Raw genomic sequence first — 11,951 nt, forward strand, 5'->3', positions numbered from 1 at the left:
GCAAACGATGGCAGAACTGCCGGACAAAGACAAATTGCTGCGCAACTTTGGGCGTTGCGCAAACTGGGAAGAGAAGTACCTTTATATCATCGAGCTGGGGCAGCGTCTGCCGCCGCTCGGTGAAGAGGCGCACAGCCCGGAAAATATTATTCAGGGCTGTCAGAGCCAGGTCTGGATTGTGATGAAGCAGTCTGATGACGGCACGATAGAATTGCGCGGCGACAGCGATGCCGCCATTGTAAAAGGGCTTATTGCGGTCGTCTTTAGCCTTTATCAGCAGATGTCGGCGCAGGATATTGTCGCGTTCGATGTTCGCCCGTGGTTTGAAAAAATGGCCTTAACCCAACACCTCACCCCGTCCCGTTCTCAGGGACTGGAAGCGATGATTCGCGCCATCCGCGCCAAAGCTTCAATCCTTAGCTAGACTTACAGAACAGCATTCATTCTGTTTCGCGAGGTGGTTCCCGCCTCGCTGGTTTTTCAGCTTTCTGGCGTTCTGTCAGTGAATAAGGAATCTCAGCATGAAGCGCGCGTCTCTCATAACTCTATTACTCCTCAGTTCGCTCGGTGCCCTTAATTCGGCCCGCGCGATGGACTATCCGTTGCCGCCCGCGGGCAGTCGTCTGATTGGGCAAAATCAAACCTACACGATACAGGAAGGGGATAATAAGCTGCAGACCATCGCCCGTCGGTTTAATACGGCGGCGCAGGTGATCCTGGAAACCAACAATACCATTGCGCCGGTTAATCCTGCGCCGGGAACCGTCATTACCATTCCGTCGCAAATGCTGTTGCCGGATACGCCGCGCGAGGGGATTGTGGTGAATCTCGCTGAGCTTCGGCTCTACTACTTCCCGCCGGGTCAAAACATTGTTCAGGTTTTCCCGCTGGGTATCGGACAGCTGGGGCTGGAAACGCCGGTGACGACCACGCGGGTGAGCCAGAAGATCCCTAATCCCACCTGGACGCCCACGCCGGGCATCAGAGCACGTTCTCTGGAGCAGGGCATCAAATTGCCTCCGGTGGTTCCTGCCGGGCCAAATAACCCCCTGGGACGCTTCGCGCTGCGTTTAGGCGTGGGCAACGGGGAATATCTCATCCACGGCACCAGCGCGCCGGACAGCGTCGGCCTGCGGGTCAGCTCCGGCTGTATGCGGATGAACGCCCCGGACATTAAGGCCCTGTTCGAACAGGTGCGGGTGGGTACGCGGGTGCAGATTATTAATGAACCCGTGAAGTTTTCCGTTGAGCCGGATGGTAAACGCTATATTGAAGTCCACCGTCCGCTGGCGCAGGTAGAAGGGGAAAATCCACAGGTCTCGCCCATTACCCACTCTGCCGACTTTGCGACCTTTGTTTCCCAGGCGGGAAGCGATAAGGCGCTGATTGATAAAGCCCTGTCACGTCGTGCCGGGATCCCGGTTATTGTATCGTCCGGTAGCGGCCCGTCAGCCAGCAATAGCGTGTTGTCGGTGCAGAACAGTCGGGTATCTGCTGCGGTAGCGGAGGATGAAGGTGAGAAGGTAACGCAGTAGCCGTTTGACGCAGGCAAAAAAAATGGCGCACAATGTGCGCCATTTTATTAACAGGTACTATTACTTACGGTATTTAGTAGCCTGGTTGTCCAGACGCTGGTTAGCGCGAGCTGCGTCGTCTTTAGCAGCCTGAACGTCGGAACGGATTGCGTTCACGTCGTTGCTCAGCTGGTCAACTTTAGCGTTCAGAGTCTGAACGTCAGAAGACAGCTGATCGATTTTAGCGTTGCTGGAGCAACCAGCCAGCAGAGTAGAACCCAGGATTACCGCGCCCAGTACCAGTTTAGTACGATTCATTATTAATACCCTCTAGATTGAGTTAATCTCCATGTAGCGTTACAAGTATTACACAAAGTTTTTTGGGTTGAGAATATTTTTTTGATGGGAATACACCTATTTTTGATCGTTCGCTCAAAGAAGCATCGAATCAGCCCTTTTCGGGCAAAAATCTAAGGAAAAAAAGGCATTTATCATCGGATTCATCTTAGATAATTCGCAATTAAATAGAAAAACCCGATTTGCATTTTGAATGCGTTTGGCTAATGCCAGGAATAAAAAAAGCGCCCGGAGGGCGCTTTTTATCCAAATTAATTCGTTCGGGAATTATTACAGCACGTGAACAGATGCGGTATTGGTAGTGCCGCTTGGTACCAGTGCGCCAGAAACCATGACCACAACGTCACCTTTCTGTGCCAGACCACGATCAACCAGCTCCAGAGCCACTTCTTTACCCAGACGGTAGAAATCATCCGTAGACGCGATCTCTTTCACCAGGTGTGGGATCACGCCTTTGCTCAGCACCAGCTGACGGGCAGTGGTTTCGTTGGTGGTCAGCGCCAGGATAGTCGCATCCGGGAAGTATTTACGCACGGCGCGAGCAGATTTACCGCCCTGGGTGGCAACCACGATCAGTGGGGCTTCCAGTTTCTCAGCCGTTTCTACCGCACCGCGGCATACCGCTTCGGTGATGCGCAGCTTGCGGCTGTCGTTGTTGTAGTCCAGACGGCTTTTCATCACGCGATCGGTACGTTCGCAGATGGTGGCCATGATGGACACCGCTTCCAGCGGATATTTACCTTTCGCGGATTCGCCGGACAGCATAACGGCATCGGTACCGTCGAGGATGGCGTTTGCCACGTCGCCTGCTTCAGCGCGGGTAGGGCGTGGGTTTTTGATCATGGAGTCCAGCATCTGCGTTGCGGTGATAACCACTTTACGCGCGCGCACGCATTTCTCGATCATCATCTTCTGCGCGAAGATCACTTCTTCAACCGGGATTTCTACACCCAGGTCGCCACGTGCAACCATGATGCCGTCAGATGCTTCGAGGATTTCGTCGAAGTTGTTCAGGCCTTCCTGGTTTTCAATTTTGGAGATGATCTGGATCTTCTCGCCGCCGTGCGCTTTCAGGTGCTCACGAATTTCAACTACGTCAGAACGCTTACGGATGAAGGATGCCGCAACAAAGTCAACGCCTTGTTCGCAACCGAAGATCAGGTCCTGTTTGTCTTTTTCAGCCAGCGCTGGCAGTGCGATAGAAACGCCCGGCAGGTTAACGCCTTTGTTTTCGCCCAGGTCGCCGTTGTTCAGTACTTTACAGATAACCTTGTTGCCTTCGATAGCGGTAACTTCCATACCGATCAGACCATCGTCTACCAGCACGGTGTTACCAACGGACAGATCGTTGGTGAAGCCTTCATAGGTCACTGCAACGATTTCGCTGTTGCCGACAACGGATTTGTCGGTGGTGAAGGTGAAGGTCTGGCCAGCTTTCAGAGAGACGTCGTTACCGCCTTCCAGTTTGATAGTACGGATTTCTGGACCTTTGGTATCCAGCAGGATCGCGGCTTTTTTACCGGTCTTGCTCATCACGTTGCGCAAGTTCTGGATACGCTGACCGTGTTCTGCGTAGTCACCGTGGGAGAAGTTCAGACGCATCACGTTCATGCCGGCATCCAGCATTTTGGTCAGCATCTCTTCAGATTCGGTTTTCGGGCCGATAGTACAAACAATTTTCGTCTTTTTCATGACAGTCTTAGTCTTTAAGTTGGGAAGGATATGGAAATCTCGCTCCGGGGGCGCACCGCCGCGGAGTCAAACCTGTGTTGCAAAAGAGTATATGACACGCACTAAGGATAGGAGACATCAAATGAGCGTGCAGAAGAAAGTGTGCCTGAGTGACAGCCCAACGAAGGAGAGGAGAAGTTGTACGTTGTTTTTTGTATTCCAAGCGCTGAAACCATTCACCAGGGATTAGGCGCGCATTATACGCTGATTTGAAGATAAAAGGAAAATGGAAACGGTGTTTCAAAAATAATCTATGCAGTTTCACATAATATTGTTATCAAGGCGTTAAGCCATGATGACAACTTATAGCGGCAGGTGAGGGACCTGCCGCATTTTGCTTATTTTTGCAGCGCCTGGCTGAGGTCGGCAATCAGGTCTTTCGGATCTTCAATCCCGACTGACAGGCGGATCAGCTGCGGCACAATGCCGTTTGCCAGGCGTTGCTCGAGCGGAATCGACGCGTGCGTCATGCTGTAAGGCTGGCTCACCAGACTTTCCACGCCGCCCAGGCTTTCTGCGAGGGTGAACAACTTCAGGTTGCGAATCACCTCGGCGGCGCGTTGCGCATCGCCTTTTACCACGACGGAAATCATCCCGCCGGGCAGGGCCATCTGGGTGCGGGCAAGCTGATATTGCGGATGCGACTCCAGGCCGGGATAGAACACCTTTTCGACCAGAGGGTGTTGCTCCAGCCATTGCGCAATCGCCAGCGCGTTGGTGCTGTGCTTTTCGACCCTCAGCGCGAGCGTGCGAATACCGCGCAGCGTCAGGAAACTGCTGAACGGATCCAGGACGCCGCCCACCGCGTTTTGCAGGTAGCCCAGCTTATCCGCCAGTTCCTTGTTATCCCCGACAATCGCCAGCCCGGCGACCACGTCAGAGTGGCCGTTAAGGTATTTGGTGGCAGAGTGAACCACGATATCGAAGCCCGACTCCAGCGGACGGTGGATCACCGGCGACGCGAAGGTGTTATCCGCCACGCTGATGACGTTATGACGACGGGCGATTGCCGCGATGGCCGCCAGATCCGCCAGCTTCAGCAGCGGGTTGGTCGGCGTCTCGACCCACACCATACGCGTATCCGGGCGGATGGCGGCCTCGAGCCCGGCGAGGTCGTCCGGTTTAACCCAGCTGACCTGCAGGCCGGTGCTGCGCTTGCGCACGTTTTCGATCAGGCGGTACGTCCCGCCGTAAACGTCATCAATGGCGACGATATGGCTGTCTTTATCCAGCAGTTCGAGCACCGTGGAGATGGCCGCCAGGCCGGAGGCGAAGGCGTAGCCGCGCGTACCGCCCTCCAGTTCGGCAATCGCGGTTTCCAGCGCGTGGCGGGTAGGGTTGCCGCTGCGCGAATACTCATAGCCGGTATGCTCGCCGGGTGACGGTTGCGCAAACGTCGAGGTGGCGTAAATCGGCGGCATGACGGCGCCGTGCTGGTCGTTGAACTCGCCGCTGTGGACGCTCAGGGTAGCCAGGTTTTTCATCATCAGTTCCTTTATTGCTGAAGACGGTTGCGCCAGGCGGTCAGAACGTCGCTGCGCGTAATCAGACCGAGAAAACGGTCGTTGTCATTAATGACGGCCACCAGGCCGCGGTCGAAGATGGCGTGCAGGGCGCTTTCCGGTGCGTGTTTATCAAGAAACTCCACCTGACGCGTCATGGCTGCCGTCACCGGCAGCGCGAAGCGATCGCCGTCGCCGCCGATATGCCGCAGGAGATCCCACTCGTCGATAATGCCCACCACCTTGCCGTTCTCCAGCACCGGCAGCTGGGAGATGTCATACAGACGCATGCGTGCCAGAACGGTGGAAAGCGTGTCGTCCGGGGCCGCGGTAACGGTGGCGCCTTCATCGTGGCGCAGGGCGATGTAGTCAGAGAGGTCGCCGGCCTGAGGACGCGTGATGAGCCCCTGCTGTCGCATCCAGTCGTCGTTGAACATCTTCGAAAGATACTTATTGCCGCTGTCGCAGGCGAAGGTCACCACGCGCTTCGGCGTGGTCTGCGCCTGGCAATACTTCAGCGCGGCCGCAAGCAGCGTGCCGCTGGAGGAGCCCGCCAGAATGCCCTCCGTTTTCAGCAGCTCGCGCGCGGTGGTGAAGGCTTCGCGGTCGGTGATGCGCCAGGCGCGATTCACCCCTTCAATGTGGGCCAGCGGAGGAATAAAGTCTTCGCCAATTCCCTCAACCAGCCAGGAGCCCGCGTCGTGGTAGCGTCCGGTTTCCACCTGGTCGGCCAGAACGGATCCGGCCGGGTCTGCCAGGACAAATTCAGTATGCGGAGAGTGCTCGGCGAACCACGCCTGCAGGCCGCCCAGCGTGCCGCCTGAGCCGACGCCCACGACGATGGCGTCGATCCTGCCGTCAAGCTGCTCGTACAGTTCCGGCGCCGTGGTTGTGCGGTGCGCCAGCGGGTTGGCTTCGTTGTTGAACTGGTCGATGTAAAACGCGCCGGGAAGTTCGTTAGCCAGGCGCTGGGCGTAATCCTGGTAATAGGCCGGGTGGCCCTTATTGACGTCGGAGCGGGTCAGCACCACCTGGGCACCCAGCGCGCGCAGGTGGAAAATCTTCTCGCGGCTCATTTTGTCCGGCACCACCAGAATCAGCGAGTAGCCTTTCTGGGCGGCGATTAGGGCCAGGCCGAGACCGGTATTGCCCGCCGTAGCCTCAATTATCGTGCCGCCAGGCTTCAGCTTACCGGTACGTTCCGCTTCGTTAATCATCGACAGCGCAACGCGATCCTTAATCGAACCGCCCGGGTTCTGGTTTTCCAGCTTCAGAAAGAGCGAGCAGGGACCGGTATCAAGCTTATGCAGCTGGATCAGCGGGGTACGACCAATCAGTTCGGTGACGGAGTGATAAATCGTCATGATGTTTTCCTTTCTGGATGTCATGACGGGATGATAGGGCGGTGAAATTTTCTCAATAAAGAACCATTCACTGCCGTTTAGAACAGAAAGGAATATAAATGCCATTTCTGGATGGCAGGACAGCAAGACGTAAAGTTGTCTGGATGTGAGGATGGCTATATCGGGATAAAATGCTGCAAAAATGACCGTTTTTTGCGCCCGTCCGCCAGCAGATATGCATCCGGCAGATAATCATTGCTGAAATTGGTCTAAATGCTGCCCACCCGGTAAATCCGCTGTTTATTTCGGAAAGTTATAACACATTCTTTTTTGTTCATTTAAAAGCTGGTAACGGCTGTTTACTATCGTTTGGACATCCATACTGCTAAACCGCCACGGGCGGCACGGATAATGAATAAGAATGATTGTACTGAGCAATATTTCGAAAGTTTTTGACAACGGAAAGGTGGCACTCACAGCCGTTGATAACGTCAATTTGACGATAGCACAGGGACAGATATACGGGATCATTGGTTACAGCGGCGCAGGTAAAAGTACGCTTATCCGCCTGCTCAACGGGCTGGAAAAACCGAGCAGCGGCAGCGTAACCATCAACGGGCAGAACATTTCTGCCGCAAAAGGTGAAGCGCTGCGCCAGGCGCGTCTGAAGATCAGCATGGTGTTTCAACACTTTAACCTGCTGTGGTCGCGCACGGTCAGCGAGAATATTGCGTTCTCGATGCAAATTGCCGGCGTACCGAAAGCCGAAATTAAGGCCCGCGTGGCCGAGCTTATTGAACTCGTTGGCCTGAAAGGCCGCGAGCATGCCTATCCGTCGCAGCTGAGCGGTGGTCAAAAGCAGCGCGTGGGTATTGCGCGTGCGCTGGCTAATCGCCCGGATGTGCTGCTCTGCGATGAAGCCACCTCCGCGCTTGACCCGCAGACCACCGATCAGATCCTCGATCTGCTGCTGGATATTAACCGCCGCTTTAAGCTGACCATCGTGCTCATCACGCACGAGATGCACGTGGTGCGCAAAATCTGCGACCGCGTGGCGGTAATGGAGAACGGTAAGGTGGTGGAAGAGGGAGACGTGCTGAGCGTCTTTACCCATCCGCAGCAGCCGATTACGCAGCAGTTTGTGCGTCAGGTGAGCCAGTACGCTGAAGAAGAAACGTTCAATACCGAACTGGCAAACGATCTGGAAGGGACGGTCATCAGGCTGACCTTTACCGGGCACAGCACGCATAAGCCGATTGTGGGCGAACTGACGCTGCGCTACGGCCTGCCGTTTAACATCCTGCACGGAAAAATGACCCAAACCGCTCACGGCGTGTTTGGTCAACTCTGGGTGCACGTCGTGGCATCTGACGAACAACTGAACAATATCCTCGCCGACCTGCAGCACAGCGATATTGAAGGCGAGGTGATTAAACATGGCTGAGAATCTCTTTCCGCATCTCGAGTGGGATCAGCTCTGGGCGGCGACGCTTGAGACGCTGTACATGACCGCGCTGTCCGGCGTGGCGACCTTTGTGCTGGGCATCGTGCTGGGTCTGGCGCTGTTTTTAACCGCGCGCGGCGGTCTGTTCCATAACCGCACGGTCTACAGCGTGATTTCGATCGTGGTGAACGTGTTCCGCTCGATTCCGTTCATCATTTTGATTGTGCTGCTGATCCCGTTCACCAAGACCGTCGTCGGCACCATTCTTGGCGCCAACGCGGCGCTGCCGGCCCTGATAGTGGGTGCCGCACCGTTCTACGCACGCCTGGTGGAGATCGCCCTGCGTGAAGTGGATAAAGGCGTGATTGAAGCGACGCGCTCGATGGGCGCACGACTGAGCACGCTCGTGTTTCGGGTTTTACTGCCGGAATCATCACCCGCACTGGTATCAGGTATTACGGTGACGCTGATTGCGCTGGTGAGCTACAGCGCAATGGCGGGGGTGATTGGCGCCGGTGGTTTAGGAAATCTGGCTTATCTGGAAGGATTCCAGCGCAACCATGGTGACGTCACGCTGGTGGCAACGGTGACCATTCTGATCATCGTTTTCATTATCCAGTTCTGCGGCGATGTCATTACTTCACTGTTAGATAAACGCTAATAAATACACACAGGAACCACATCATGAAAAAGACACTGACACTGATCGCCGCAGCAACCCTGAGCGCCCTGAGCTTCGCCTCCTGGGCCGACACCCTGACCGTGGGCGCGTCCAACACGCCGCATGCGGAAATTCTGGAGCAGGCAAAGCCGATTCTGGCGAAGCAGGGTATCGACCTGGAGATTAAACCGTTCCAGGACTACATTCTGCCGAATACCGCGCTGGCGGGTCATGACATCGACGCGAACTATTTCCAGCATATTCCTTACCTGAACAGCGTGCTGAAAGATCATGCGGGCGATAAGGACTACGATTTTGTCAGTGCGGGCGCGATCCACATTGAGCCAATCGGCATCTACTCCAAAAAATACAAGTCGCTGAAAGACCTGCCGGAAGGCGGCAAGATCATCATGCGTGACGCGGTTTCTGAAGAGGGGCGTATTCTTTCCATCTTCGAGAAAGAGGGCGTGATCAAGCTGAAGCCGGGCATCGATAAAGTGACTGCGCGCATCAGCGACATCGTCGAGAACCCGAAAAAGCTGAAGTTCACGCCTAACGTTGAAGCGTCTCTGCTGCCGCAGATGTACAACAACAACGAAGGCGATGCGGTGGTGATCAACGCCAACTACGCGATTGACGCCGGTCTGGATCCGGTTCACGACCCGATTGCGGTTGAGAGCGGTGAAAACAACCCGTACGCCAACATCATTACCGTACACCGCGGTGACGAGAAGAAGAAAGATATCGTCGCGCTGGTGAACGTGCTGCACTCGAAAGAGATTCAGGACTGGATCCGCACCAAGTACAAAGGCGCGGTTATTCCTGTAAACAACTAATTTACTGATTTTACTGATGAAGCCCGGCGAGTCTATCGCCGGGCTTCTTTTTTGTATCCGGCTGGAGAATCATTTAAGCTCAACGTTTAAAAGGCAATGGAGTGATGACGATGGGTAACGTGACCAAAGATGAAGCGCTGTACCAGGAGATGTGCCGGGTGGTCGGAAAGGTGGTGCTCGAGATGCGTGATTTAGGGCAGGAGCCAAAGCATATTGTCATTGCCGGAGTCCTGCGTACCGCGCTGGCGAACCAGCGCGTTAAACGCAGTGAATTGACAACCGAAGCAATGGAAACGGTGGTTAAAGCGCTGGCCGGGTAAGGCGCCAGCGCTTCGCAAGCTGCTCGAGCGAGCAGCAGAGCAGGTAGTAAACCACGCCCGTAAAGATAAAAATGGCCGCCGGGTAGATTTGCACCCGGTTGTTGACCTGTCCCGCCACCGTGGTCAGTTCCGGGACGTTCACGATAAACGCCAGCGACGTATCCTTCAGCAGGCTAATAAAAATCCCCACCAGCGACGGCAGAATATTCCTCAGCGCCTGCGGCAGCAGCACGCGCAACAGGGTTTGTTGGGTGCTGAAGCCCTGAGACAGCGCGGCCTCGTACTGCCCGGTCGGCAGCGCGCTCAGCCCGGCCAGCACCGAGTGCATCACGGTGGCCGCCGTAAACCAGGCCAGCGCCAGCATGACGGTCAGCGCCCCGGGCAGATCGCCCCCGGTGATGAGCGGCAGGAGATACCACATCCAGAAAATCACGAAGATAAGCGGGATACCGCGAATCAGTTCTGCCCATAAAAAGAGGACTTTTCGCACGAGCCCGGTAAAGCGCCAGGCCAGGCACGCGAGCAGTATCCCTCCGGGCAGAGCGATAACCGCAGCGCCTGCTGCCATCATTAACGAAAGCAGTACGCCTCCCGGTTCACCCGTTGCCGCGCGTCCCCACAGCAGATAATCGAGGTTATCGGTGATGACATTAAGTCCGGCAATCATGTTTTTCACTCCCTGCGATGACGACGTTCGGGCGTTTACGTTTCGCCTGTGGCCCAAGGCGTACCAGCACCATCCCCATGACCAGGCCGGTCAGCAGATAGAGCACGGTACCGAGGGTAAACGCCTCCAGCGCGTGCGCGTTATAGCTTTCGATCTGCCTGACCTGATAGGTGAGCTCGGCGAAGCCAATCCCGCTGGCGAGCGAGGAGAGCTTCATCAGATTGAGATACTGGCCCACAACGGGCTGCCAGGCGTTAGCCAGGCCCTGCGGCAGAAGGATGAAGCGAAACAAGCGCCACGTGGAGAATCCCTGGGCGAGCGCCGCCTCCCGCTGCCCGGCGGGCACGGAACGCAATCCTGCTTCCACCTCTTCGATTAAAAACGCCGAGGTAAAAACGCCCAACCCCCAGGCAGAGCATAAAAATTCGGGCGTAAACCACCAGACGTCGCCGGGCAGAATCGACCAGCTGTGATCGGCGTTGACCGCGTCGCGAAACGCCTGCGGCAGCCCGTTCCAGGCGGCAAAATACCAGAACAGTAGCTGCACCAGCAGCGGGGTATTGCGAAAGAGTGATACCCAGCCGCTGACGATCGCTTTCCCGACGCGTCCGCCGGACAGGCGCAGAAGCATAAAGAGCAGTGCGAGCAGGCTGGCCAGCACGATCCCCGCCAGCGTCACCCACAGGGTGGTGAGGAATCCGGAGAGTATCCACTGCAGAGGCTGTCCGGTCAGTACCCCCTGCCAGTCGAGCGCGGGCATTACAGATGCTCCTGATGCAGCGGGTTGAGCACCTTTTGCAGGAAGCGCTGCGCGCGCGGATGCGCTGGCTGGCTGAAAAACTGCGCCGGCGGCGCGGTTTCCAGAATTTGCCCGCCGTCGATAAAGACAATCCGGTCGGCGATTTCCCGGGCAAACTGCATCTCATGAGTCACCACGATCATCGTGATCCCGCTGTGGGCGAGGGCTTTCATCACGAACAGCACTTCACCAATCATCTCCGGATCCAGCGCGGAGGTGGGTTCATCAAACAGAATGATTTGCGGTGAAGAGGCGAGGGCGCGGGCTATCGCCACGCGCTGCTGCTGCCCGCCGGAAAGCTCCGCCGGGTAATGGTGGGCTTTTTCCAGCATCCCGACTTTCTCCAGCAGGGCCAGCGCGCGCTCCTGAGCAGGATGCGGCTTCCAGCCGTGAACGTGCTCCAGTGCCAGGGTGATGTTCTGGCTGGCGGTGAGATGGGCATAGAGATTGAACTGTTGGAACACAAACCCCACGCGGCTTCGCAGCTGACGCAGCCCGGTACCGGAGAGCTTTCCGGTAGGCTTGTTGTCGACCAGAATCTCCCCGCCGCTCAGGGTTTCAAGCTGGTTGATAAGACGGATCAGGGTGGATTTACCGGAGCCTGAAGGGCCGAGGATGGCAACCACTTCTCCGGGCGTGATGGTGAGGTTAATATCGTTTAAAACCTGATGGTCACCGTAGCGTTTGTCCACATGAAGAAACTCGACGCTGGCCTGTTCCAGATGTGAAAAATCCGCGGCACCGGCCGCGGAGTGTGAAAATAAACCTGAGAGCATA

14 protein-coding genes are annotated in these 11,951 nt (G+C 56.1%); 6 read left to right on the plus strand and 8 right to left on the minus strand.

Annotation, left to right across the window (positions count from 1 at the left end):
* Positions 1–7 precede the first annotated feature (7 nt).
* Positions 8–424 carry a cysteine desulfuration protein SufE gene (sufE, locus tag F0319_RS09165; RefSeq protein WP_149366737.1) on the plus strand — a complete coding sequence of 139 codons (417 nt, stop codon included), beginning with the start codon at positions 8–10 and terminating at the stop codon, positions 422–424.
* 97 nt (positions 425–521) lie between these two features.
* Complete coding sequence (gene ldtE / locus F0319_RS09170; protein ID WP_115874848.1) at positions 522–1,535, plus strand: L,D-transpeptidase LdtE; 1,014 nt, start codon at positions 522–524, stop codon at positions 1,533–1,535.
* Between the two features lie 60 nt (positions 1,536–1,595).
* Here ldtE and lpp read toward each other — a convergent pair whose 3' ends face one another.
* The 5 genes from lpp to F0319_RS09190 form a co-directional block, all read right to left on the minus strand.
* The gene (gene lpp / locus F0319_RS09175; protein WP_010430241.1) at positions 1,596–1,832 is read right to left on the minus strand and encodes a murein lipoprotein Lpp; all 237 of its coding nucleotides are present in this window, start codon (positions 1,830–1,832) and stop codon (positions 1,596–1,598) included.
* 309 nt (positions 1,833–2,141) lie between these two features.
* The gene (gene pykF / locus F0319_RS09180; protein ID WP_029739779.1) at positions 2,142–3,563 is read right to left on the minus strand and encodes a pyruvate kinase PykF; all 1,422 of its coding nucleotides are present in this window, start codon (positions 3,561–3,563) and stop codon (positions 2,142–2,144) included.
* Between the two features lie 7 nt (positions 3,564–3,570).
* The gene (gene ynhH, locus F0319_RS22525) at positions 3,571–3,867 is read right to left on the minus strand and encodes a protein YnhH (protein ID WP_420889903.1); all 297 of its coding nucleotides are present in this window, start codon (positions 3,865–3,867) and stop codon (positions 3,571–3,573) included.
* Positions 3,868–3,940: 73 nt separating this feature from the next.
* The gene (locus F0319_RS09185) at positions 3,941–5,086 is read right to left on the minus strand and encodes a trans-sulfuration enzyme family protein (RefSeq protein ID WP_149367123.1); all 1,146 of its coding nucleotides are present in this window, start codon (positions 5,084–5,086) and stop codon (positions 3,941–3,943) included.
* Between the two features lie 11 nt (positions 5,087–5,097).
* Positions 5,098–6,468 carry a pyridoxal-phosphate dependent enzyme gene (locus tag F0319_RS09190; RefSeq protein WP_133294231.1) on the minus strand — a complete coding sequence of 457 codons (1,371 nt, stop codon included), beginning with the start codon at positions 6,466–6,468 and terminating at the stop codon, positions 5,098–5,100.
* 400 nt (positions 6,469–6,868) lie between these two features.
* Between F0319_RS09190 and F0319_RS09195 the strand changes: the two genes are divergently transcribed.
* From F0319_RS09195 to fumD, 4 genes are all read left to right on the plus strand, one after another.
* Positions 6,869–7,891: a methionine ABC transporter ATP-binding protein gene (locus tag F0319_RS09195; protein ID WP_045910313.1), complete on the plus strand. Its 1,023-nt coding sequence runs from the start codon at positions 6,869–6,871 to the stop codon at positions 7,889–7,891.
* Positions 7,884–8,552, plus strand: coding sequence for a methionine ABC transporter permease (locus F0319_RS09200; protein ID WP_149366738.1), 669 nt, complete (start codon positions 7,884–7,886; stop codon positions 8,550–8,552). Before F0319_RS09195 ends, F0319_RS09200 begins: the two co-directional genes overlap by 8 nt.
* Before the next feature lie 23 nt (positions 8,553–8,575).
* A complete protein-coding gene (locus F0319_RS09205; RefSeq protein WP_008500616.1) occupies positions 8,576–9,388 on the plus strand; it encodes a MetQ/NlpA family ABC transporter substrate-binding protein in 813 nt (270 codons plus the stop codon).
* A gap of 110 nt (positions 9,389–9,498) precedes the next feature.
* Positions 9,499–9,708 (plus strand): fumarate hydratase FumD, encoded by a 210-nt coding sequence (fumD, locus tag F0319_RS09210; RefSeq protein WP_008500615.1) that lies wholly within the window; start codon positions 9,499–9,501, stop codon positions 9,706–9,708.
* Here fumD and F0319_RS09215 read toward each other — a convergent pair.
* The 3 genes from F0319_RS09215 to F0319_RS09225 are packed head-to-tail and all read right to left on the minus strand — an operon-like array spanning position 9,689 to position 11,950.
* Complete coding sequence (locus F0319_RS09215; RefSeq protein WP_149366739.1) at positions 9,689–10,375, minus strand: amino acid ABC transporter permease; 687 nt, start codon at positions 10,373–10,375, stop codon at positions 9,689–9,691. The two genes, fumD and F0319_RS09215, sit on opposite strands and share 20 nt — an antisense overlap.
* Positions 10,359–11,135 (minus strand): amino acid ABC transporter permease, encoded by a 777-nt coding sequence (locus tag F0319_RS09220; protein ID WP_149366740.1) that lies wholly within the window; start codon positions 11,133–11,135, stop codon positions 10,359–10,361. The genes F0319_RS09215 and F0319_RS09220 overlap by 17 nt, the downstream gene beginning before the upstream one ends.
* Positions 11,135–11,950: an amino acid ABC transporter ATP-binding protein gene (locus F0319_RS09225; RefSeq protein ID WP_111965643.1), complete on the minus strand. Its 816-nt coding sequence runs from the start codon at positions 11,948–11,950 to the stop codon at positions 11,135–11,137. Before F0319_RS09225 ends, F0319_RS09220 begins: the two co-directional genes overlap by 1 nt.
* Between the last annotated feature and the right edge of the window lies 1 nt (position 11,951).

Origin of the sequence: Enterobacter vonholyi (genome assembly GCF_008364555.1) — a bacterium.
In the GTDB taxonomy this organism is placed as follows: domain Bacteria; phylum Pseudomonadota; class Gammaproteobacteria; order Enterobacterales; family Enterobacteriaceae; genus Enterobacter; species Enterobacter vonholyi.